This window comes from Sphingopyxis sp. NJF-3 (assembly GCF_053514865.1).
In genome coordinates, this window is the sequence record NZ_CM130726.1 from 2,880,564 (window position 1) to 2,902,050 (window position 21,487).

General features: G+C 69.3%; 29 protein-coding genes. 11 read left to right on the plus strand and 18 right to left on the minus strand.

All coding sequences use genetic code 11. The annotated features are described in order from the left end of the window. Window positions 1-20: 20 nt before the first annotated feature. The 5 genes from ACOTSS_RS14025 (at window position 21) to ACOTSS_RS14045 (ending at window position 3,452) form a co-directional block, all read left to right on the plus strand. The gene (locus ACOTSS_RS14025; protein ID WP_448688737.1) at window positions 21-479 is read left to right on the plus strand and encodes a MaoC family dehydratase; all 459 of its coding nucleotides are present in this window, start codon (window positions 21-23) and stop codon (window positions 477-479) included. Between the two features lie 63 nt (window positions 480-542). Continuing rightward, window positions 543-1,724 (plus strand): acetyl-CoA C-acyltransferase, encoded by a 1,182-nt coding sequence (locus tag ACOTSS_RS14030; RefSeq protein ID WP_448688738.1) that lies wholly within the window; start codon window positions 543-545, stop codon window positions 1,722-1,724. Window positions 1,725-1,739: 15 nt separating this feature from the next. Beyond that, entirely contained in the window at window positions 1,740-2,336 is a 597-nt protein-coding gene (locus ACOTSS_RS14035) for a carboxymuconolactone decarboxylase family protein (protein ID WP_448688739.1), read from the plus strand. A 16-nt stretch (window positions 2,337-2,352) separates the two neighbouring features. Further along, window positions 2,353-2,643, plus strand: a complete 291-nt coding sequence (locus tag ACOTSS_RS14040; protein WP_448688740.1) for a putative quinol monooxygenase — start codon at window positions 2,353-2,355, stop codon at window positions 2,641-2,643. Window positions 2,644-2,648: 5 nt separating this feature from the next. Then, window positions 2,649-3,452 carry an SDR family NAD(P)-dependent oxidoreductase gene (locus ACOTSS_RS14045; RefSeq protein WP_448688741.1) on the plus strand — a complete coding sequence of 268 codons (804 nt, stop codon included), beginning with the start codon at window positions 2,649-2,651 and terminating at the stop codon, window positions 3,450-3,452. Between the two features lie 8 nt (window positions 3,453-3,460). Here ACOTSS_RS14045 and soxR read toward each other — a convergent pair whose 3' ends face one another. Next, window positions 3,461-3,931: a redox-sensitive transcriptional activator SoxR gene (gene soxR, locus ACOTSS_RS14050; protein ID WP_095388523.1), complete on the minus strand. Its 471-nt coding sequence runs from the start codon at window positions 3,929-3,931 to the stop codon at window positions 3,461-3,463. A gap of 83 nt (window positions 3,932-4,014) precedes the next feature. Between soxR and ACOTSS_RS14055 the strand changes: the two genes are divergently transcribed. Both ACOTSS_RS14055 and ACOTSS_RS14060 read left to right on the plus strand, forming a co-directional pair. Continuing rightward, the gene (locus tag ACOTSS_RS14055) at window positions 4,015-4,395 is read left to right on the plus strand and encodes a VOC family protein (RefSeq protein WP_448688742.1); all 381 of its coding nucleotides are present in this window, start codon (window positions 4,015-4,017) and stop codon (window positions 4,393-4,395) included. 65 nt (window positions 4,396-4,460) lie between these two features. Continuing rightward, entirely contained in the window at window positions 4,461-4,856 is a 396-nt protein-coding gene (locus ACOTSS_RS14060; RefSeq protein WP_448688743.1) for a DUF805 domain-containing protein, read from the plus strand. On the opposite strand, the gene ACOTSS_RS14065 is transcribed toward ACOTSS_RS14060, so the two are convergent. Beyond that, window positions 4,849-5,841 (minus strand): dipeptide epimerase, encoded by a 993-nt coding sequence (locus ACOTSS_RS14065; RefSeq protein WP_448688744.1) that lies wholly within the window; start codon window positions 5,839-5,841, stop codon window positions 4,849-4,851. The genes ACOTSS_RS14060 and ACOTSS_RS14065 overlap by 8 nt on opposite strands. 24 nt (window positions 5,842-5,865) lie before the next feature. Here ACOTSS_RS14065 and ACOTSS_RS14070 point away from each other — a divergent pair, with 24 nt between their 5' ends. Then, window positions 5,866-6,261, plus strand: coding sequence for a YkvA family protein (locus ACOTSS_RS14070; RefSeq protein ID WP_448688745.1), 396 nt, complete (start codon window positions 5,866-5,868; stop codon window positions 6,259-6,261). A 329-nt stretch (window positions 6,262-6,590) separates the two neighbouring features. On the opposite strand, the gene ACOTSS_RS14075 is transcribed toward ACOTSS_RS14070, so the two are convergent. Further along, a complete protein-coding gene (locus ACOTSS_RS14075; RefSeq protein ID WP_448688746.1) occupies window positions 6,591-7,808 on the minus strand; it encodes a polyhydroxyalkanoate depolymerase in 1,218 nt (405 codons plus the stop codon). Between the two features lie 175 nt (window positions 7,809-7,983). On the opposite strand from ACOTSS_RS14075, the gene ACOTSS_RS14080 reads away from it, so the two are divergent. Both ACOTSS_RS14080 and ACOTSS_RS14085 read left to right on the plus strand, forming a co-directional pair. Beyond that, entirely contained in the window at window positions 7,984-9,789 is a 1,806-nt protein-coding gene (locus tag ACOTSS_RS14080) for an ABC transporter transmembrane domain-containing protein (protein WP_448688747.1), read from the plus strand. A gap of 15 nt (window positions 9,790-9,804) precedes the next feature. Then, window positions 9,805-10,341 carry a DUF1993 domain-containing protein gene (locus tag ACOTSS_RS14085; RefSeq protein ID WP_448688748.1) on the plus strand — a complete coding sequence of 179 codons (537 nt, stop codon included), beginning with the start codon at window positions 9,805-9,807 and terminating at the stop codon, window positions 10,339-10,341. Window positions 10,342-10,388: 47 nt separating this feature from the next. Here ACOTSS_RS14085 and ACOTSS_RS14090 read toward each other — a convergent pair whose 3' ends face one another. From ACOTSS_RS14090 to ACOTSS_RS14115, 6 genes are all read right to left on the minus strand, one after another. Continuing rightward, on the minus strand, window positions 10,389-10,814 hold the full coding sequence (locus ACOTSS_RS14090) for an ExbD/TolR family protein (RefSeq protein ID WP_448688749.1): 426 nt from the start codon (window positions 10,812-10,814) through the stop codon (window positions 10,389-10,391). A 239-nt stretch (window positions 10,815-11,053) separates the two neighbouring features. Beyond that, complete coding sequence (locus tag ACOTSS_RS14095; RefSeq protein ID WP_448688750.1) at window positions 11,054-12,172, minus strand: OmpA family protein; 1,119 nt, start codon at window positions 12,170-12,172, stop codon at window positions 11,054-11,056. Between the two features lie 130 nt (window positions 12,173-12,302). Next, complete coding sequence (locus ACOTSS_RS14100; protein WP_448688751.1) at window positions 12,303-12,758, minus strand: DUF2793 domain-containing protein; 456 nt, start codon at window positions 12,756-12,758, stop codon at window positions 12,303-12,305. A 9-nt stretch (window positions 12,759-12,767) separates the two neighbouring features. Then, on the minus strand, window positions 12,768-14,144 hold the full coding sequence (locus ACOTSS_RS14105) for a GTA baseplate fiber-binding domain-containing protein (protein WP_448688752.1): 1,377 nt from the start codon (window positions 14,142-14,144) through the stop codon (window positions 12,768-12,770). Between the two features lie 131 nt (window positions 14,145-14,275). Then, window positions 14,276-14,584 carry a gene transfer agent family protein gene (locus ACOTSS_RS14110; RefSeq protein ID WP_448691356.1) on the minus strand — a complete coding sequence of 103 codons (309 nt, stop codon included), beginning with the start codon at window positions 14,582-14,584 and terminating at the stop codon, window positions 14,276-14,278. 14 nt (window positions 14,585-14,598) lie between these two features. Continuing rightward, on the minus strand, window positions 14,599-15,006 hold the full coding sequence (locus ACOTSS_RS14115; RefSeq protein WP_448688753.1) for a phage major tail protein, TP901-1 family: 408 nt from the start codon (window positions 15,004-15,006) through the stop codon (window positions 14,599-14,601). Window positions 15,007-15,055: 49 nt separating this feature from the next. Here ACOTSS_RS14115 and ACOTSS_RS14120 point away from each other — a divergent pair, with 49 nt between their 5' ends. Then, window positions 15,056-15,391: a hypothetical protein gene (locus tag ACOTSS_RS14120; protein WP_448688754.1), complete on the plus strand. Its 336-nt coding sequence runs from the start codon at window positions 15,056-15,058 to the stop codon at window positions 15,389-15,391. Window positions 15,392-15,430: 39 nt separating this feature from the next. Here the strand turns inward: ACOTSS_RS14120 and ACOTSS_RS14125 are convergent, their stop codons facing one another. The 9 genes from ACOTSS_RS14125 to ACOTSS_RS14165 all read right to left on the minus strand — a co-directional run bounded on the left by ACOTSS_RS14125 (window position 15,431) and on the right by ACOTSS_RS14165 (window position 21,436). Continuing rightward, the gene (locus ACOTSS_RS14125; RefSeq protein WP_448688755.1) at window positions 15,431-15,826 is read right to left on the minus strand and encodes a DUF3168 domain-containing protein; all 396 of its coding nucleotides are present in this window, start codon (window positions 15,824-15,826) and stop codon (window positions 15,431-15,433) included. Further along, window positions 15,823-16,374, minus strand: a complete 552-nt coding sequence (locus ACOTSS_RS14130) for a head-tail connector protein (protein WP_448688756.1) — start codon at window positions 16,372-16,374, stop codon at window positions 15,823-15,825. Before ACOTSS_RS14130 ends, ACOTSS_RS14125 begins: the two co-directional genes overlap by 4 nt. Further along, window positions 16,371-16,652 carry a phage fiber-tail adaptor protein gene (locus ACOTSS_RS14135; RefSeq protein ID WP_448688757.1) on the minus strand — a complete coding sequence of 94 codons (282 nt, stop codon included), beginning with the start codon at window positions 16,650-16,652 and terminating at the stop codon, window positions 16,371-16,373. Before ACOTSS_RS14135 ends, ACOTSS_RS14130 begins: the two co-directional genes overlap by 4 nt. An 11-nt stretch (window positions 16,653-16,663) precedes the next feature. After that, a complete protein-coding gene (locus ACOTSS_RS14140) occupies window positions 16,664-16,825 on the minus strand; it encodes a hypothetical protein (RefSeq protein ID WP_448688758.1) in 162 nt (53 codons plus the stop codon). Further along, window positions 16,822-18,207: a tail fiber domain-containing protein gene (locus ACOTSS_RS14145; protein WP_448688759.1), complete on the minus strand. Its 1,386-nt coding sequence runs from the start codon at window positions 18,205-18,207 to the stop codon at window positions 16,822-16,824. The genes ACOTSS_RS14140 and ACOTSS_RS14145 overlap by 4 nt, the downstream gene beginning before the upstream one ends. A gap of 107 nt (window positions 18,208-18,314) precedes the next feature. Then, window positions 18,315-19,454, minus strand: a complete 1,140-nt coding sequence (locus ACOTSS_RS14150; RefSeq protein ID WP_448688760.1) for a phage major capsid protein — start codon at window positions 19,452-19,454, stop codon at window positions 18,315-18,317. Between the two features lie 5 nt (window positions 19,455-19,459). Then, entirely contained in the window at window positions 19,460-19,912 is a 453-nt protein-coding gene (locus tag ACOTSS_RS14155) for an HK97 family phage prohead protease (RefSeq protein ID WP_448688761.1), read from the minus strand. Beyond that, window positions 19,909-20,220, minus strand: a complete 312-nt coding sequence (locus tag ACOTSS_RS14160; RefSeq protein WP_448688762.1) for a DUF6127 family protein — start codon at window positions 20,218-20,220, stop codon at window positions 19,909-19,911. The genes ACOTSS_RS14155 and ACOTSS_RS14160 overlap by 4 nt, the downstream gene beginning before the upstream one ends. A 109-nt stretch (window positions 20,221-20,329) precedes the next feature. Next, a complete protein-coding gene (locus ACOTSS_RS14165) occupies window positions 20,330-21,436 on the minus strand; it encodes a phage portal protein (protein ID WP_448688763.1) in 1,107 nt (368 codons plus the stop codon). Window positions 21,437-21,487: the final 51 nt, after the last annotated feature.

Sequence of the window (21,487 nt, forward strand, 5' to 3'; positions counted from 1 at the left end):
AGTCTTTGAGGGGATGATGAATGGCCACGATCACGCCGCAGGAATTGCAGACCAGGGTCGGTGAGCATCTCGGCACCTCCGAATGGGTGCTCGTCGATCAGGACATGATCGACAAGTTCGCCGATGCGACGGGCGACCATCAATTCATCCACGTCGACGCGGAGAAGGCGAAGCTGACGCCGTTCGGCGGCACCATCGCCCACGGCTTCCTGACGCTGTCGCTGATCCCGATGCTCGGCGCACGCACCGACGGGCCGAAGATCGAAGGCATCAAGATGGGCGTCAACTATGGCGGCAACAAGGTGCGCTTCCTCGCCCCCGTCCGCTCGGGCAAGCGCGTGCGCAGCCATGTGAAGCTGCTCGAACTCGACGAGAAGCGCCCCGGCCAGTGGCAGCAGACCAACGAGATCACCGTCGAGATCGAGGGCGAGGAAAAGCCCGCGCTGATCGCCGAGTGGATCACGCAATTCTTCGTCTGATGATTTTCGACCGGCCGACCTCCCCCGAAAAGACCACCGGACCCAAGCAGAAGGACTATCGACATGCGTGACGCCGTCATCGTTTCCACCGCCCGCACCCCGCTGACCAAGGCGGCGCGCGGCTCGTTCAACAACACCCCCTCGCCGACGCTCGGCGCCTTTTCGGTCAAGGCCGCGGTCGAGCGCGCCGGGCTCGAAGGCGGCGAGATCGACGACGTCCTGTTCGGTGCCGCGATGCAGCAGGGGTCGCAGACCTCGAACGTCGCGCGGCTGATCGGCCTGCGCGCCGGCCTGCCCGTCACCGTCCCCGGCATGTCGATCGACCGCCAATGCTCGTCGGGGCTGATGACGATCGCGACCGCCGCGAAGCAGATCATCGTCGACCGCCAGGACATCGTCGTCGCGGGCGGCGTCGAAAGCATCTCGAAAGTCAGCGGCAGCGGCAAGGTCTTCTTCGAGGCCGACCAGGAACTGCTGGCGATGCACAAGGACATCTACATGCCGATGATCGGCACGGCAGAGGTGGTCGCCAAGCGCTACGGCATCAGCCGCGAAGCGCAGGACGAATATTCGCTCCAGTCGCAGCAGCGCACCGCCGCCGCGCAGGCCGCGGGCAAGTTCGCCGACGAGATCGTCCCCTGCAAGGCGACGATGGCGATCGTCGACAAGGAAACCAAGGAAGTCTCCTACAAGGAGGTCGTCGCCGACAAGGACGAATGCAACCGCCCCGACACGACGCTGGAAGGGCTCGCGAGCCTGAAGCCGGTGATGGGCGAGGGCCATACGATCACCGCGGGCAATGCGAGCCAGCTTTCGGACGGGTCGTCGGCGTGCGTCGTGATGGAAGCCAAGGTTGCCGAGAAACGCGGCCTGACCCCGCTCGGCCGCTATGTCGGCATGGCGGTCGCGGGCACCGAACCCGACGAAATGGGCATCGGCCCGGTCTTCGCCATCCCCAAGCTGCTCGAACGCTTCGAGCTCAAGATGGACGATATCGGCCTGTGGGAACTCAACGAGGCGTTCGCGGTGCAGGTGCTCTATTGCCGCGACAAGCTCGGCATTCCGGGCGAACTGCTCAACGTCAACGGCGGCTCGATCTCGATCGGCCACCCCTTCGGCATGACCGGCGCGCGCTGCACCGGCCACGCGCTGATCGAGGGCAAGCGCCGCGGCGCCAAATATGTCGTCGTCACCATGTGCATCGGCGGCGGCCAGGGCGCCGCGGGCCTGTTCGAGGTCTTCTGATTTGCGGCCCGTTCAGTGAGATTGGCCGCCCCGCGCGTCGAACCGGTCGATCTCGACCGGCTCGACGCCGAGCAGCGTGCCGCGCTCGAGCCCTTCCTTGCCCCCAATACCGGAGTGGTTGGCGGCAAGGTCGGGGGCGGGCGGGTGCTCAACATCTTCCGCACCCTTGCCCATGCGCCGCGGGCGCTGACCGCCTTCCTCGGCTGGGGCAGCTATATCCTCTCGAAGCGCAATGCGCTGTCGGCGCGGGATCGCGAGCTCGTCATCCTGCGCACCGGCTACAACTGCCGCTCGGGCTATGAGTGGACGCAGCACAAGCGGATCGGCCTCGACTGCGGCCTGTCCGAAGCCGAGGTCGAGCGCATCAAGGCCGGCCCCGATGCCGAGGGCTGGGGCGACCTCGACCGCGCGATGCTGCGCGCCGCCGACGAGCTGACCCGAAACCATTTCGTGCGCGATACAACCTGGGCCGCGCTCGCGCCGCTCGGCGACAAGGGGCGCATGGACCTCGTCTTCACCATCGGCCAATACACCCAGGTTTCGATGATTTTGAACAGCTTCGGCATCCAGGTCGAAGAGGGATGGGAGGTCGATCCCGACCTTCGCGCCTGAAAAGAGGGAGAGAGACATGAGCGCCATCGGCGTGATCGCGACGCTGCGCGTGCAGCCCGGAAAGGAAGCCGAGTTCGAGGGCGTGTTTGCCGAACTCGCGCCAGCGGTGCGCACGAACGAACCCGGCAACAGCTTTTACCGCCTGTTCCGCACCGAAGAGGCCGGGGTCTACAAAGTCCTGGAATGCTATGACGATGCCGCGGCGGTCGAAGCGCACCGCGCCTCGGACCATTTTCGCACCCTCGGCGCGAAGCTCGGCCCCTGCCTCGCCGGCGCGCCCGAAATCGAGCGGCTGGGCGCGGTCTGATCCGGATGGCGGGCCGGCTCGCGGGCAAGGCGGCGATCGTCGTCGGCGCCGGGCAGCAACCCGGCGACACGATCGGCAACGGCCGCGCCATCGCGCTGACCTTCGCGCGCGAAGGCGCCGAGGTGCTGTGCGTCGACCGGGTCGCCGAACGCGCCGAGGAAACCGCCGCGATGATCGGCGAGGCGGGCGGCCAGGGCTTCGCTCACGCCGCCGACATCACCCGGATCGCCGGCATCGAGGCGATCGTCGCGGCAGCGCTCGACCGCTGGGGCCGCATCGACATTCTCGTCAACAATGTCGGTGTCGGATCGCCCGGCGACGGTCCCGCGCACCGCGCCAGCGACGAAGCGTTCGAGCGCGTCTTCGAGATCAACTTCACCGGCGCGCGCCGCCTGACCCGCGCCGTTCTCGCGCCGATGCGCGCGGCGGAGGCGGGAGTCATCATCAACATCTCGTCGCTCGCCGCGATCGCCGGCGCGAACATGATCGCCTATGAGATTTCGAAGGCCGCGCTCAACCGGCTGACCACCGCGACCGCGCAAGGCTCCGCATCGAAAGGCGTGCGCTGCAACGCCATCCTCCCCGGACTGATGGACACGCCGATGGCGATCCACGGCACCGCGGCGCGCGACGGCCGCAGCCTCGACGAACAGCGCGCCGCGCGCGCGGCGATGGTACCGCTGAAGGGCGGCATGGGCGACGCGTGGGACACCGCCAACGCGGCGCTGTTCCTCGCCTCCGACGAGGCGCGCTTCGTCACCGGCGCCCTGCTGCCGGTCGACGGCGGCGCCAGCGTTCGCGTCGGATAGCGCGCCACCTAACCGACTTCCGCAATCTCCCCCGCGCGGTCGCCGAGCAGGTAGCGCGGTCCGGCGCCGCGCTGCGCCGCCTTGTCGCCGCGGTTGTAGAGCCCGCATTTCTTCAACGACAGGCAGCCGCAGCCGATGCACTGGTCGAGCAGCTCGCGCGTGCGCTCCAGCGCCGCGATCCGCGCGTCGATCCGCGCGCGCAGATCGGTGCTGATCCGCGTCCAGTCGGCGGCATTGGGGGTGCGCTGCGCCGGCAGCTGCGCCAGTTCGGCGGCGATCTCCTCGAGGCTCAGCCCCAGTTGCTGCGCGATCAGGATGAAGGAGACGCGGCGGATGTCGGCGCGCAGGAAGCGCCGCTGTCCGCCACCCGAGCGCAGCGCCTCGATGAGCCCCTTCGCCTCGTAGAAGCGGATCGCCGACACCGCGACCCCGGTGCGCGCCGCGAGCTCGCCGATCGCGATCAGGTCGGTGCGGTGCATGCGCAGGCCCTCATTTGCCACTTGATCTAAACCTGACTTGAGATTGCAAAAGCCGCGCGTCAACCCGAATCAGGAGAATTATCGTGGCGCACCCCTTCATCGAGCATGTGAACGTCACCGTCAGCCATCCCGAGCGCACCGCGCGGCTGCTGTCGGCGATCTTCGGCTGGCACGAGCGCTGGCGCGGCCCCGCGCGCGATGGCGGCACCACCATCCATGTCGGCAGCGACCGCGCCTATCTGGCACTCTACACCGGCCCCGGCGGCGAGCATGCCGAAGCGCGCTGGCCCAAGGGCGAACCGCTCAACCATGTCGGGGTGCAGGTCGACGATCTCGACGCGATCGAAGCGCGGGTGAAGGCGGTCGGCCTCGTTCCCTTCAACCACGCCGACTACGACCCCGGCCGCCGCTTCTATTTCCTCGACCCCGACGGCATCGAATATGAGGTGGTGAGCTATGCCTGAGCGCCAAATTTGAAGGCGCGATGCCGGCGGCTGGACATCCCCTTCTGCTCTAACGATAAGACGGCATGAGCGCTTGGTTCGCCCGACATTTCGCGTGGCATGGCTATACGAGCCGCGCTGAATATTACCGTTGGCTCGCGGTGATTGTTCCTGCCGAAATCCTGCTGCTTGCCGCCATTTGGCAGCACGGCAGTCGGGGAACAATCCATTTCCCCTCCACGGCTTCGGGTTTGACTTTGTTCGTCGTCTGCCTTGCGTATTTCATCGGCCTGCTCATCCTGACCGCGCGCCGATTCCGATCAGCGGGCATCTCACGAGGCTGGTTGGTCCCGACGCTTCTGGCGATCGTCATTCCGATCGGCCCTTATTATTGGAATGTTTCGGCGACGGTGATGCTGCTTGCCATTTGTGTCGCGGCTGTCGCTGCGGATGTTCCGGAGAACGAACGCATCATCAGGTAACCGGCCCGCTGATCCGCCCGTCCTCGAACCGGAACCCGTCCTCGCGGTCGCGCGCCAGCAGCGCGGGGCCGTCGAGGTCGACCCATTGGGCGCGCTGCGCGAGGACGAAGGCGGGCGCGATGCCGAGGCTCGTCGACAGCATGCAGCCCACCATGATGCCGAGCCCGGCCGCGTCGGCGGCGTCGGCGAGGCGCAGCGCCTCGGTCAGCCCGCCGGCCTTGTCGAGCTTGATGTTCACCCCGTCGTAGAAGGTGCCGATGCGCGCGATGTCGGCCGCGGTCTGGCAGCTTTCGTCGGCGACGAAGGGCAGCGGCGCATAGACCCCGTCGAGCAGCGCGTCGGCGCCGACCGGGACCGGCTGCTCGATCATCTCGACCCCGAGTTCGGCGAGCGCCTCGGCCTCGCCGAGCAGGTCAAGCTGGCCCCAGCTTTCATTGGCGTCGACGATCAGCCGCGCGTCGGGGGCACCGTCGCGCACCGCCGCGACGCGGGCGCGGTCGCCTTCGCCGGTCAGCTTGAGCTTGAGGAGCCGCCAGCCGTCGGCGACGGCGGCTGCGGCTTGCTCCGCCATCCGGTCGGGCGCCGCGAGCGAGATGGTGAAGGCGGTGACGCGCGGGGTCGGCGGCCCGTCGCATCCCGCGAGCCGCCACAGCGGCACCCCGCGCTGCCGCGCCTCGAGATCCCACAGCGCGCAGTCGAGCGCGTTGCGCGCCGCGCCGGCATCGAGCAATTCCTGCACCGCGGCGCGCGCCTCGGCGGCGCTCATCCCGGCGAGATGCGGCACCACGCGCAGGATCGCGTCGCGGCACCCCGCGGCATCCTCGCCATGATAATAGATCGGCGTTCCCTCGCCGCGGCCGACGGCGCCGTCGCTCTCGATCTCGGCGACGACGACGTCGACATGATCCTTGGCGCCGCGCGCGATCACGAACTCGCCCGCGACCGGCCAGCGCTCGACGCGCGCGCTTTTCAGTTGGATGGCCATCGAAGAACAGTAATGCTGCACGCCATGCCCGGCAAATCCCTTTCCGAACGCATCGCCGAATTCGGCCATCGCCTCGCCGTCGAAGCGCACGCCGCCTGGCTCGCCGCGCGCGACCCGCGCACGCCGATGCTGGCACGCCTGCTCGCGGTCGCGGTCGCCGCCTATGCGCTGTCGCCGATCGACCTGGTCCCCGACTTCATTCCGGTGCTCGGCTGGCTCGACGACCTGATCCTCGTCCCCGCCGGCCTGTGGGCGGTGCGCCGGCTGATCCCCGCGCCGCTCTGGGCCGAACTCCACGCCGCCGCCGAAACCGCGAGCGAACGCCCGTCGAGCCGCGCCGGCATGATCGCGATCCTGCTGATCTGGGCGGCGCTGCTCACCATCGTCTATTGGAGCGTGCGGACGTCCCCCTGGCATTGAACGTCGCTGAGGGCGGGCGGTGCGAAGACCGCTTTGGGGTGGGGAGGTGCCGTTCAAAATCACGTCATGCTGAACTTGTTTCAGCATCCATGGCCAGACCTCTCGTTCGATGCCGCGTCGAAGTAGACGGCAGGCCATGGACCCTGAAACAAGTTCAGGGTGACGATGGTGAAATGGCCGCTACGGTCGATTCCCGACATTCGTCATCCCGGACTTGATCCGGGATCCCGCTTTTTGAGGCATCGACTGGCTTGGACATCCAGCGGGACCCCGGATCAAGTCCGGGGTGACGATCGACCACCGGCCGCTACCGGCCGAAACCCGCCTTCTCACCCGTTCGCGCGAATCCATCCCTCGACCACCAGCGCGATCTCGTCGCGCCATTTGCGGCCGTTGAAGATGCCATAGTGACCGACACCCTTCGCCATCAGATATTTCTTCTTCGCCGCCGGAAGCGCCTTGGCGAGAGTCAAAGCCGCCTTGGTCTGGCCGATCCCCGAAATATCGTCCCGCTCGCCCTCGATCGCGAGGATCGCGATATCCTCGATCGCGCCGATATCGACCGGCTGGCCGCGGTGCAGCATCTCGCCCTTGGGCAGCAGGTGGCGCTGGAATACGACATCGACGGTCTGCAGGTAGAATTCGGCGGTCATGTCGCAGACCGACCGATATTCGTCATAGAATTCCTTGGTCTTGTCGGCGCTCTCGCCATCGCCGTCGACCAGATGCTTGAACATCTCCCAATGGCTCATCATGTGGTTGCCGAGGTTCATCGACATGAAGCCCGCAAGCTGCAGGAAGCCCGGATAGACGCGGCGCCCCGCCCCCGGATACCAAGCCGGCACCGTCGCGATGACATTTTCCTGGAACCAGGCGTAGGGCCGCGTCGTCGCATGCTGGTTGACCGCGGTCGGCGCCTTGCGCGTGTCGATCGGCCCGCCCATCATGGTGAGCGTCTTCGGCCGACAGTTATTTCCGGCGGCCGCCATCACCGCCGCGGCGGCGAGGCTCGGCACCGACGGCTGGCATACCGCGAGCATATGCGCGCCGGGACCGATATGCTCGAGCCACGACACCAGATAGTCGACATAATCATCTAGATCGAACTTCCCGGCTTCGAGCGGCACGTTGCGCGCATCGCGCCAGTCGGTGATCCACACATCGTGGCCGGGCAGCATCCGTTCGACCGTGCCGCGCAGCAGCGTCGCATAATGCCCCGACATCGGCGCGACGATCAGCAGCCTGGGCGCGTCCTTTGCGCCCTTATGCTTGAAATGCTTGAGCTGGCCGAAGGGTTTGCGCGCCTCGATCACCTCGCTCACCCGCACCGTCTCGCCGTCGACGACCGTCTCGTAAAGGTCGAACCCCGGCTTGCCGCGCGGCGCGGCGGCGTGGGCGAACACCTCGAGCGCCGAGGCGAACAGCGGGCTGCCGCCGAAATAGCCGAGCGGATTCGCGGGGTGCTGCATGGCCTGCGCGCCGGCGGTCGCCAGCGCGCTCGCCCCCGCGAGCCAGCTCTTCTGCATGTCGAAAGCGTGATACAGCATGTGGTGAAATTTCCTTGCGTCCTGGGGGCGCTCTCGCGGCGCCTGTCGTCCTTCGCATCCTAGGCGATCAGTGCCATTGTGCAACGCATCATTTCGTGCCGCTTCAAGCGCCTTGAAGCGGCACGCCATTCTCTGCCGTTGAGCAGCCTTCGCGTGGCTGCTAGGGCGATGCGCGATGGCGACCTCACCCGACCGACCCGCCCCTTCCGCCGCACCGCAGGAAGCCCGCGCCCGCAAGCTCGGCAGCCTCCGGATGATCTGGCGCTATGCCAGCCGCTATCCGCTCCAGCTTCTCGTCGCCGCCATCGCGCTCGGTGTCGCGGCGCTCGCGACACTGGCGATCCCCTGGCAGTTCAAGGAGATGATCGACAGCGGCTTCGTCGCGGGCGGCGGCGACGTCGCGCCGCATTTCCGCCTTTTCTACGTCATCGTCGTGGTCCTCGCGCTCGCGACCGCGCTGCGCTTCTATTTCGTCAGCTGGCTCGGCGAGCGGACGGTCGCCGACATCCGCCAGGCGGTCCAGCGCAACCTGCTCCGTCTCGCGCCGGGCTTCTTCGAGGAAAACCGCCCCTCCGAAATCGCCTCGCGCATGACGTCGGACACCGCGATCATCGAGCAGGTGGTCGGCACCACCGTCTCGGTTGCGCTACGCAACCTCGTGATGGGGATCGGCGGCATCGCCTATCTCTTCACCCTTTCGCCCAGGCTCACGGGCGGCATTTTGATCGGCATCCCGGTCATCATCATGCCGATCGTCCTGCTCGGCCGCCGCCTCCAGAATGTCTCGCGATCGAGCCAGGACCGCGTCGCCGACATCGGCGCGACGACCGCCGAGCAATTGGGGGCGATGAAGATCGTCCAGGCCTTCGGCCAGGAAACGCGCGAGGCCGACCGCTTCGGCGCCGCGGTCGAGGCCAATTTCGCTACCGCGAAACGCCGCATCCGCCTGCGCGCGGCGATGACCGCGATCGTCATCGGCCTGCTGTTCGGCGCGATCACGACCCTGCTCTGGTACGGCGCCGCGGGCGTCGCCGCGGGGACGATCACCGGCGGCACGATCGCCGCCTTCGTGCTCACCGGCGGGCTGGTGGCGGGTGCGTTCGGCGCGCTTACCGAAGTCTATGGCGACCTGCTTCGCGCCGCCGGCGCCGCCGAGCGGCTCTCCGAACTGCTCCACGCCGAACCCGAGATCGCGCCGCCCGCGCATCCGCGCGCCTTTCCCGCCCCGCCGGTCGGCACGCTCGAATTCTCGAACGTCGAGTTTCGCTATCCGACCCGGCCCGACGCCCCCGCGCTCCACGACTTTTCGCTGGCGATCGCTCCGCGCGAGACCGTGGCGATCGTCGGCCCGTCGGGGGCCGGCAAGTCGACCCTCTTCCAGCTCGCCGAGCGTTTCTACGATCCCCAAGCCGGCACGATCCGGCTCGACGGCGTCCCGCTGACCGAGGCCGACCCCGCCGACATCCGCGCGCGCATCGCGATGGTGCCGCAGGAGACGGTAATCTTCGCCGCCTCGGCACGCGACAACCTCCGCTACGGCAACTGGTCCGCCAGCGACGAGGAATTGTGGGAGGCCGCCCGTGCCGCCAACGCCGAGGAGTTTCTGCGCAAGCTGCCGCAGGGTCTCGACACCTTCATGGGCGAAGGCGGCGCGCGCCTCTCCGGCGGCCAGCGCCAGCGCATCGCGATCGCGCGCGCGCTGCTGCGCCGCGCCCCGCTGCTGCTGCTCGACGAAGCGACCTCGGCGCTCGACGCCGAATCCGAAAAGCTCGTCCAGGACGCGCTAGAGGCGCTGATGCACGATCGCACCACGATCGTCATCGCGCATCGCCTTGCCACCGTGCGCGCCGCCGACCGGATCGTCGTGATGGACGAAGGCCGCATCGTCGAGGAAGGGCGCCACGATGCGCTCGTTGCCGCGGGCGGCCTCTACGCCCGCCTCGCGCACCTCCAGTTCCAGAGCAATCTCACCGCCGCCTGATCACAGGAGCCTTCGATGCTGCACAGCCTGACCGTTCCCGCCTATGAAAATGCGCTCCGCGCGCTGTCGGCCCAGCTCGACAAGGCGCTCGCCTGGGGCGCGGACAACAATGTCGGCGAGTTGCAATTACTCGCAGCCCGGCTCGCCCCCGACATGTTTCCGCTGCCCACCCAGATCCGCTTTTCCTGCGGGCAGGCGCTCCAGGCGGTGACGCGGCTCGGCGCGGCCGGCGCGCCCGACTTCGCGGATGACGCCGACAGCTTCGCCGCGATGCAGGATCAGGTCGCGCGGACGCTCGCCTTTCTCGCCTCGATCGATCCCGCCGCGCTCGGCGACGACGGCGCCCGCGCGGTCGAATTCTCGCTGCCGAACGGCATGGTCTTCGACCTCAGCGCCGCCGCCTATGTCCGCGACTGGGCGCTACCACAATTCTATTTCCACATCGTCGCGGCCTACGCGATCATGCGCCACATGGGCGTGCCGCTCGGCAAGGCCGACTATGCGAGCTACATGATGCAGCATCTGCGGCCCGGCACCGCCCCTGCCGGCTGACGAAGCCGGTCCCCGCCGCCCGAAAGCGACGGGAAGACGTTACCGATTCAGATCAGCCCGCCATATCGGTGAATGCCCGGAAAGGCGATCCGGGTGCCGCCGTTGCGGCGGATTGCGCCGATCGCCTCGTCGACCCGCAGATAGCGCGCCCGCGCCTCGGGCTCGAACATCAGGGTCGCCGGTTCGGGCCGGTCCGCCGCGGCCTTGACCAGCAGCCCCAGCTCGGCGAGGTCGACCGCTTCGTCGTTCCAGCGGATGACATCGGTCGTGTCGATCGTGATATGATTCTCGTCACGAACCGGTGCGGGAATTGGCGCATCTTTCGGCAGCGTGACATCGACGCTGTGTGTGGGCGGCGGAATGGTGATGATAAACATCACCAGCATCACCAGCATCACGTCGATCAGCGGCGTCGTGTTGATCATCGGGTCGGCGTTGGGGTCGGTGCGAAAAATGCTGCGGCGTCGGCGCATCGTCTCTCTCCCTGTCGGGCGGTCGATCACCGTCGGTACCCGGCGCACCACCGCCATGACCGGCCCACCCGCACCGCTCGCGAGCGGTTACCGATCTTTGTTATGATATAACATTTTATATTCTATGCAAATAAAAAGCGCGGGCGGGCGGTCCTGCCGCGCTCGCATAAAGAAAGGGCGACACCTTGCGGTGCCGCCCCTCTTTTTCGTCCAGTCCCTGTCGGGAATGGAAACCGGTCTTACATGCCCGAACCCGGACCGTAAGTGATTTCCACGCGACGGTTCTGGTCGTTGCGGACGCCGTCGGCGGTCGCAACCGCCGGGCGGGTTTCGCCGAACGCCTGCGTCGTGATCGACGTGTCCGAAACGCCACGCGCGGTCATGTAGCTGCGCACCGCATCGGCGCGACGCTGCGACAGGCCGACGTTGTACTTGGCCGAACCCGAACGGTCGGCGTGACCGGCGAGCATGACCTGCTGACCGCTGCAGCCCTGGTTGTAGGCGCTGATCGCGTTGTCCAGCGTCGAAGCCGCTTCCGGCGTGATCGCCGACTGATCCCAGTCGAAGTACACGATGTACGGCCCAGGCGCACACACCGGCGGCGGCGGCGGGGGCGGCGGGGGAGGCGGCGGGGGGGGAGGCGGCGGCGGCGCCGGCGGTTCGGCCGGCGGCGGCGGCTCCGCACCACCAAAGTTGAAGGTCAGCGTGCCCAGGATCGAGTGCGACCGGAAGCGCGTCGAAACGTCGCGGCCAAGCTGGTCGACCAGGTCGAGCCCGCTGGCGTTGAAGAAGCGATACTTCAGGCCGGCATCGATGTTGCGGGTCAGCGGAGCGCGGATACCCGCGATCGCCTGCCACGCAAAGCCGGTGTCCGAATCGTCGAGGAACGGACCGGCGAAGACCGGAGCGACGCTGACGCGCGCGACACCGGCACCACCACCGACGAAGCCCTGCAGGCCATCGTCATCGCCGAAGTCGAACATGCCGTTGACCATGAAGCTCAGCGCATTGGTGTCGCCGTTCATGGCGTAATCACCGGTGGTCAGCGGGCCCGAGCCCGACGCGGACTGCGGAATCCCCGGCGCCACGAAGCGACCGCTCTTGATGTCGGCTTCGCGATAGCCGACTTCCACTTCCGCGCGGAACGCGCCGAAGTCGTAACCGACGGTACCTTCGAAGTCGTAACCCTTCTTGTGATCGAGAGTGCCGGCGTTGTCGACGGTGCCGATATCGAGGTCCATGTCCTCGACCAGCATCACGCCACCACCCACTCCCACATACCAGGAGTTGTCGCGCGCAATGGCGGGCGACGCAAGGGCAGTGGAGGCCAACGCCACGGCGACGGCAAGCTTCCTCATAGAAATTCCCCTTTCAATTGAGATTTACGTCTCGTCAGACGTCCTACGCGCCGCTTTGGTTCCACGCAAGATAACAAATCGCAAATCTGTTGCCAAAAAGTCGCACTCCTCGCCCTAAACCACCAATATCTCAGCCGGAAATCAACAGCCCCTGCGCGGACAGCGCCAGAATTAAGGCCGCAATGGCGGCGCGCGCTTCGGAATCGATAATCATCCCGCCGTCCGGATTCGCGATCGCGCCCGGCTCGGCCCATGCGCCGCCCGCGAAGCGCAGCTGCGCGCCGTCCACCAGGCGGAGGACCCGCATGCCCGGCCGCGGCGCGATGAAGCGCCAGCCGCCTGCAGTCGAAATCGCAAGCGACCCCGCCGCCGCCCCCGTCCAGGCGCCGGTAGCCGCATCGCCGACCAGCCAGCACTGGCCCACCGTCGCGGCCAGCGGCGGGTCGGCCAGCGGCCCGCCCTCGACCGCGGCGTGCGCGAGCGCATCGAGCAGCGTCAGGGCCTCATTATGGGTAATTTCCTTCTGCGCCTGCGCGACTGCGAGCAGCGGCAGTCCGAAACGGGCGGTGGTCGGCAGATCGGTCATGATGTCTCCTTATGTCAGCGAAACGAGCAGCGGCGGCGACAGCGCAAAATCCCCCGTCTGGCGAATTTCGAGCGTCGTGCCCGGCGGCAGGGCTGCCATCACCGCGCCATCCAGCAGCAGTTCGGGCGTCCCACACTCCCAGGGGCCGACGCCCGCCACCGGGGGCGACAGTGCCGCACGGTAGAGCTCGCGGCTTTCGCCCAGCGGCTGGTCGACCCCGTCGCGCCAGCCGGTGTCGAGGCGGCTTCTACGAATCCAGCTGACGCGCAGCCCGCCTTCTCCATCGGCGCGTACGCGGCCATGCACCGGCGCGAGCGGACACAGCGCCACGGCCGCGCCGGGGACGGGAATCTCGGTAATCTCCATGTCGTTCCGCGCCGCCCACTGCAGCCGCGCGCCGCCGCCGGGCGCCCAAGCGGCGAGGTCGGCGGGCACCGTCAGCAGCGCCGGATCGTCGAGCAGCACAAACGGCGTGCCCGCCGCGTGCGCGGCGTTCATCGCCGTCCCGGCGCGGCCGCGCAGCAGCCGCGACAGCCGCCAGACCCCCGGCCCGGCCGCCTCGGCCGTCCCGAACTGTATGCACTCGCCGCCGATCATCGCGCGGTTGGCGCCGCCGAGCAGCATCGCGTCGTCGACCGATTCGAGCGTCATCGACGGATTGACCAGCGTCACGACCGCGATGTTCGCGCGGTCGACCAGCAGATCGCTCGCCGCCGCCAGCGGCGCGGCCAGCGCCCCCAGGGCCACGGCCGGGCGCACCGTGCCCAGCGCCAGCGGCGCGGCCCCCGGCGCGGGCACGATCCAGCAGTCGGCGCCGCGCCAGCCGTCGTTGTCGCCCGCCCCGGCGACCAGCAGCCGCGGCGCATCGGCGACCGGGCTGCCGATCGTCGGCAGGTCGAACAGCCGCACCGTGCCGATCGCGTCGGGCCAGTCGGACGCGCCGACCGGAAGCCCCGGATCGGCGGGCAGCGCGGTAACGCTCGCCGGCTGATGCCGCCGCAGCTCGACCTCGACGCCGCCGTCCTTCACCGTCCGTCCGGCCAGCCGCCATATCCCGCCATCAGCGAGAATCACCCGGCCCCCGACCGGCAGCGCCAGCGCCGCAAGATCGGCCTGCCACACGCAGGTCTCGCGCTCGTCGGCCGCCGCCGCGGCGAGTTGCCGCGCCAGCGCGCGCGCCGCGTCCGCGGCCAGCACCGCGGGCATGTCGACCCGCTCCTCGCGCACCCCGCCGCCCGCGACCGCGCTCGTCTGCTGCCCCAATTGATAGTCGCGCTCGGGTTCATAGTGGCGCAGCCGGATCGCCCCCGGCAGCGATCCCAGCGACGCGCGGCGCCGCTCGATCAGGTCGCGCGCCGATTCGCTCCATGCCTTCCGCACCGGCATCGGGCAGCCATGCCGCCAGCACCGCCGCGGCATCGGCCGGCGTTGCGTCCCAGAATTCGCCGGGCCGCCACCCCGCGACCTGCGCCATCAACCCGAGCAGTCGCAGGGCCGACGCACCGAAGGGCCCCACGCTACCGCCCCTGCAGTATCTGCCCGAGCAATACCCGCAGCGCCGGTGTCGCCGCCGCCAGCCCGCCGGCCACCACCGCCTCGCCGATCGCCTCGCGCGTCAGCTCTTCGGGCCGCTCACGCACGCAATGCCAGAACAGCGCCGCCATCTCGCCGAGCGCCAGTCCGCCGCCCGCGGCGCGCTCGACCAGCGCGAACAGCGGCCCCAGCTCCTCCTCCGCCGCGACCAGCGCCGTGAAGCTCGGCCGCAACACCAGCACCCGTTCGCCGATCCGCAGTTCGGCCTCGCCGCGCAGCGGGTTCGCCCCCATCGTCGTCCCCATGCTCACAGGCTCACCACCGGGCCGCTCGATTCGAGGCTCAGCGTATATTGGCGCTCGCCATTATAATCGCCGGCATAGTCGAGCCGCGTCACCAGAAAGCGCCCCTGCATCCGCTCGCCGCTTTCGAAGCTCAGCTCATAATCGTCGATCGTTCCGGCCAGCGCGTGGCCGCGCAGCCGCACCTCGGCGCCCGATCCGGTAAAGATCCCCGCCGCGCTCACCGATACCGACCTTACCCCCGCGCCCGACAGCAGCTCACGCCAGCCGCCCGAATCCTTGGTCGTGACGTTCACCGCCTCGCCGTTCACCGACAGCTGCGTCGTGCGCAGTCCGGCGACGGTCTGGTACGCGGGCGGCACCGCGCCGTCGCCGATCCGGAGCAGAAAAGTGCTCCCATTTTCAATTGCCATCGTCTATTCTCCTCGACACGAAATCACTGCACAAACGGGGAGTCGCAGGATGTTGATCGCTACCCTTCTCCTGGCCGTCGCCGCGCCTTCGCCAGCCGCCGACGTCGGCACGACGCGCGCCGCCTTCACCAAGTGCCTGCGCACCGATCTCAAGAAATCGCTCGACGCCAAGAAAACGCCCGCGGACTATGAGGCCGCGATCGACACCATCTGCCAGGCCGAACGCGATGCCTTTCGCAAGGCGGTGATCGCACTCGACCGCGCGAGCGGCGATTCGGAAGCCGACGCGACCGAAGACGCCAACATGCAGATCGGCGATTACCACGACAATTTCGTCGGCCAGTTCAAGGATTACTCCGAAACCAACACCATGCCCGCCGATTGATCCCCTCTTCCTCCCGCTTGCGGGAGGGGACAACGGGCCTCACGCCGCGCTCAAACATCGGCAGCGTACGACCAGCTCGTGGCGCCAGCCGCCGTCGCGCTGAAAGGCGAAGCGGGTGCGCAGCACCCGCGCGCCGACGATCTGCCAGTCCTCCGCCGCTCCGCGCAGCGCATCCAGCGCCGCTTCGATGCAAGCCGCCGCGCGGCCGTCGCTCGCGCCGGTTCCGATCAGCGCCAGCGTCAGCCGCACCTCGCGCCCCGGCCGATCCTTGGTGCCCCAGTCGCGCCCTTCCGCCGCGCCGATCGACACATAGGGCGCGGTGACGCGCGGCGGGACGCCATCGAACACGCAGTGCACCAGCCCCGCCAGCTCGGCGTCGGCCACCAGCAACGCCAGCGCCCGCGCCCGCACCGCCTGCTCGGCGCCGCCCGTCATACCCCGCTTCCCAGCCCGATCCGCCGCCACGGCTGCCACAGCGCCGCGATAACCGCCGGCGGTGCCAGCCCGTCGTCGCCGCGCGCTTCGTGCATATGCTGCGTCATGCGGATGATGCCTTGCCGGATCGCCTCGGGAATGGCGTTGGCGTCCGCCGCCATTCCGGCGCGATAGGCGACGCGCGCGCGCGTCGCGGCGCCGGGTCGGTCGATCGCCAGCCGCCCCGTGCCCTCGCGCCCGATCGTCAGCCGCCAGTCGTCCGGCTCGAGCAGGCTCGCGCTGCCATCGGCGGCGAGCAACGTCACCGCCTCGACCGCGGCGACCGGACGCACCGTCAGCCGAACCGCACCACCGCCGCCCAGCGGCACGACCTCCTCGACCGCGCGCTCGATCAGCCACTGGCCGATGAAGGCTTCGCAGATGTTGGTTGCCGCACGCACCAGCCCCGCGACCACCGCATCGTCGGTCGTCGCCTCCAGCCGCAGCCAGCCGCGCGCTTCGTTGAGGCTCACCGGAACCGCGGCCGGCACCGCGCCCGCCGCGCTCATCGCTCTTCCACCCGGACGGTCATCGACCGCTCGTCGATCTGCCCGTCGCTCATCGTCACCCGGTTGGTCACGCGATAGACGCGCCCGGTGGCTCCGCCCGCCAGCGTCGCGGTCGCCCGCGCCAGGTCGTGCGCCGCCGCCACGACTGCGACGCCGTCCGCTTCGACGGGCGCCACAGCCCATTCGCTGGCGACCAGCGCCTGCCCGTCGGGATAGGCCGCACTCCAGTCGAATTCATAATCGATCCGGCTGCCCGGATCCTTCACCACCAACGTCATGCCCCACCTCCTCAAGGTTTGCGCACGGCCATGCGGCGCCCGTCGCGCCCGCGCCGCGAAGCCCGCTCCTGTGCCTGCGCCGCCGACGGGTCGGGTCCGCCCCACTCGGTCGGAAGATCGCGCCGCCCGCCGTCGCCGATCGCCCGCGATCCGATCGCCCCGCCCGCCGTCATGCCGCCGCCTCCAATGCCGCGATCCGCGTCTCCAGCCCGGCGATCAGGAACAGCGCGAGTTGATCGGGACGGATGCCGAACCGGTCGCCTGGCGCGCGCACGACATCGCCCGCCGCGTCGCGCTCCTCGTCCCATGCGTCCCAGCACAGAAAGGCATAGGGAGTCGCGCCTGGACACCCGTCGTCGCCGATCGGATCGACCAGCCCTTCGTCGGCCATGATCGCCCACGCCGCCTGCGCACGAACGCCGAAATGCCGGCGCGCGCCGTCGGCGCCCTTCGCGGCGATCGCGTCATTCCATTGATAGAATCCCAGCCCCTCCGCGATGCGGCGCGCGGCGGCCGTCTCGGCGAGGGTCGGCGCGCCCCGCCAGGTCTTGTCGCGCGCGTCCGACGTGTTGATCGAGCCCGTTCCGGCATAGGCGACCGACCAGCGATACGACGCCTGTCCAAGCGTCTGGGCGTCGTCGGCGGCGGGGCGAACGTGGCCGTTCGGGCCGATGCGCACCCTTTCGGCAACGGTGCCGGCAAGGCCGTTTCCGGTGCAAAAGGCGATCGCCCCGCCGCTCCCCACCGGAACCGTGATGCTGGCGAAATGGGTTCCGCCGATATGGAATCGCAGCGCGCGTTCCTCGTCGGTGGCGGCGCTGGCCGAATCGAGAATCGCCGTTCGGCGTCCCGCGGGAGAGACGACATGCAGGCTGGCTGCGGGCGCGGGCGCGCCGATCCCGACATTGCCCGCGGCGTCGATCCGCACGCGCTCGGCGCCGCCGGTCGCAAGCCCCACGACGTTCGGCGCCGCGCAAAACAGCCCGCTGTCGAGATCGGAGGCAAAGCTGATCGACGGCGCCGCCGCGCTACCGCTATGCGCGCCGAGCGGCCCGCCCACCGTCACCGCTCCGCCGGCCTCCCGATAGGCGAACGACGCGATCGGAACATTGACCCACCCTTCCGCGCGCCGCACAGTGATCAGGTCGCCCGCCGCGCCGGTCGCGGCGTCGGCGTGCAGCGTCGAAAGCGGCTGCTTGCCGTCCAGCGCCGCCTCGAGCGCCGCCGCGCCGGCGTCGCGCGCTGCGAACCAGTCGGCCCCGACCGTCAGCGCCAGCGTCTTCAGTCCCGGCGTGAAATCGACCGCCGCGCCGCCGCTCGACGACGCCGCGATGCTGTCGCGCACCAGCCGCCCCGCGCCGTCGATCCGGCCGGTCCCGACCTCCCACTCATCGGCGAAAGCGATTCCGGCGATCGCATAGTGAAACGACATGTCGGCAGGCACCGCATCGGCAAAGGCGCGATGCCCCGGCAGCGCCCCCGCGGGCGTCAGCGCCCCCGCGCCGCCCTCGTGGCAATGCTCGCGCACCAGGTCGGCAAAAAACAGGCTCGGCATGGCAGGGCCATCCTTTCCGCAATAATCATCGTCGAGAAAATGACAGGCGCCCGATCCGGCCCGAAAGGGAAGGGCCGAACCGGGCGCCGCATCGCGCGCCAGCCGCTTTAGCTGGCGGCGAATTTCATCAGCTTGATCGCCTGCGAATCGATGATCGCGCCGCCCACCCGCTTGGTTGCATAGAAATGCACGAAGGGCTTGTTGCTGAACGGATCGCGCAGGATGCGCGTCTCGCCGCGGTCGGCGACCAGATAGCCGGCGCGGAAATTGCCGAAGGCGATTCCCAGGCTGTCGGCCGCGATGTCCGGCATGTCCTCGGCCTCGACCACCGGATAGCCGAGCAAGGTCGCCGCCTGCCCTTCGACCAGCCCCGGCTGCCACAGAAAGGCGCCGTCGCTCGTCTTGAACTTGCGGATGCGCGCCAGCGTATCCGAATTCATCACCCAGCAGGCGCCCTGACGATAGGGCGCGCGCAAGGCATGCACCAGCTCGATCAGCCCGTCCTGCGGGCTCGCCGCGGCGAAGCCGCCCGCCGCGCCGCTCGCGACATATTGCAGCGTCCCGAAATCGCGGATCGCGTCGCTCTCGTCGGTCGCCGCATAATCGAGGAAGCCGCGCGGCCGGTTCGTTCCGTTGCCGCTCACGAAGGCCGCGCCCTCGGCCACCGCGAATTCGCGCGCGATCTCGGTCGCCAGCCAGTCCTCGACGTCGAACATCGCGTCGTCGAGCATCGCCTGGCTCGCCGCCGGATTGGCATAGAGCTCGCCCGAGGGCGGCGCGATCTCGGCGAGGGTGCGCGCCGCGGTCTCGGGCCGCGCCGCGGTCTCGCCGACCCAGCCCGCGCCCATCGATCCGGTCGCGACCAGCTTGCGATAACCGCTCGTCCCCGTCTGCACGACGCTCGCGATGCTGCGGATCGGCGACAGCGATTTCAGCGTCGCCGCGATCGTCCCGTCGATCTCGCGCGGCACCGCATAGCCGCCCTCGCCGCCCGACGCGCCCGACAGGCTCTTCATCTCCACCCCGGCATCGATCCCGCGCCGCAGATAGCGCTCGACGAAGGCGTCGCGCGCCGGATCGGCCGCCTTCGCCCCGTCGAGCGGCAGCCGCGACGCCGCGACCGCCTGCGCGTCGACCTGGGCCTTCAGCGCCGCGACCGAGGCTTTCAGATCATCGACCGCCTCGGCGGCCAGAACCGCGTCGAACGCCCCCTCGAGCGCGTCCGCCTTCACTTCCATATCGTCCATGCTTGTCACTCCTTCACCAAATCCACCGCAATCACCCGCGCCGCCGGCTGCATCGGCTGCGCGACCAGGCTCACCTCGGCGAGGTCGAGCGCCAGCAGCTCGCGCGGCCGCACCCCGCGCGCCGCGCGCACCCGATAGCCAAAGGACAATCCCGTCAGCGCCCCACGCGCGACAAGTCCCGCCGCGGTCGGGTGCGTCACCCGCGCCACGACGCGCAGCCCGCGCGCATCCTCCGCCAAAGCCTCGATCACCCCGACGACCGCGCCGGGCCGGTGCTGCCACAACAGCGGCACCCCGCGCCCCGCGCGCAAGCTCGCGGCAAACGCCCCGCCGCGCACGACATCCCCGCCACGGTCGACGCGATCGAACACCGCCGCATAGCCCGCGAACCTGATGCCCCCCTCCCCTGCAGGGGAGGGGCTGGGGGTGGCGTCCCGCGGCCTCGCCTGCCCTCTCATTTCAGCAACCCCGGCAGCCCCAGCTTCACCGCCAGCCCGACCACCAGCAGCGCGAGCATCCCGCGCACCGCCCAGTCGACCGCCGCCTTCCACGCGCTTTTCTTCGCGTCGCGCCACGCACCCAGAAGCTGCCGCAAATCCCCGATGTCGTCGCGCGCCGCCGCGTCGGCGAGCCCCAGCCGCGCCAGCGCCCGCCGCGCCCCCAGCTCGCTCGCCTCCTCGACCAGCGCGCGCAAAACCGCGCCGTCGCCGGCCGCACCCGTTCCCGCCAGCGCGATCAACCGCGCCAGCGCCTCTTCCTCGTCCATGTCGAATTCCTCACATCATCCCTCCCCCTGGGACGGGGGAGGGTTGCGCAGCCTTGGCAGCTTGCTGCCTAGGCGAAGCTGGGTGGGGGTGGGCCCTTGCCCGCCAAGACTAACCCACCCCCAACAGCGCCTTCTTCTCCTCCGCCGTCAGCCAGTCCGCCGCCGACACCTCGCGCCACAGCGCCATCCGGTCCTCGGCGAGCGCCGGCACCCGGTCGAGATCGACCCGCAGCTCGGCGCCCGCGAACCAGCCGCGCAGCCCCTGCGCCAGCGCGCCCAATATCTTCGCGCACAACGGCAGCACGGTCAGCCGCCACAGCGCGCGATTGGCCTCGCGATAATTGGCGTAGGTCGCATCCCCCGGCAGCCCGAGCAGCATCGGCGGCACCCCGAACGCCATGGCGATCTCGCGCGCGCTCGAATCCTTCAGCGCCAGGAAATCCATCTCCGCCGGCGACAGCGACAGCGCCTGCCACTTCAATCCGCCTTCGAGCAGCAGCGGCCGCCCCGCATTCGCGCCCCCCGCAAAGCTTTCGGCGAGCTCCTCGCGCAGCCGGTCGACCTGCTCGGCCGACAGCGGCATCCCCTTGTCGCCCGGATCGTGCACCAGCGCGCCCGACGGCCGCGCCGCATTCTCCAGCAAAGCCGCGTTCCACTTCGCCGCCGCATTATGCGCCGCGACCGCCCCCGCCGCCGCGCCGAGGCACCCCGCGCCATAATGGTCGTCGAGCGGATGCAGCGTCTTCACCTGCACCACCGCGGGCCGCCCCGCTCCATCCTCGGCGGGCAGCACCGCCGTCGATCCGCCGGCCTTATAGCGATAGGCGACCGGCCAGCCGCGCGCGTCGGCCTCGACCGTCACCCGCTCGGGCCGCAGCGCGAACAGCTCCGCCGGCGCTCCCGCCCCGTCGGTCAATATCTGCACATAGCCATTGCCGTGGAGCAGCAGTTGCGACGCCAAAGTCTCGACGAGCCCCTGCCCGCCCGACGTCGCCGCGACGAGCGCCGCGAGCGCCGGATCGCTCGCCACCAGCGGCGCGCTTCCGGCAGCCTCGGCGACTAGCCGAACGCTGCGCTGCACGATCGCATTGCCCAGATACCCCTCGCGCACCTGCGCCTCCCACGTCAAAGGCGCGGGCGTGCTCCAGCTTCCATACACGCGCGACAAGGCGGGCCGCGCAGGCACCTGCGCGGCCTTGCGGCCAAACCAGTTCATAAGATTCTCCTATCCGCCGCCCCGCGAAGCCGCGTTCCAGACCCTCGTCAC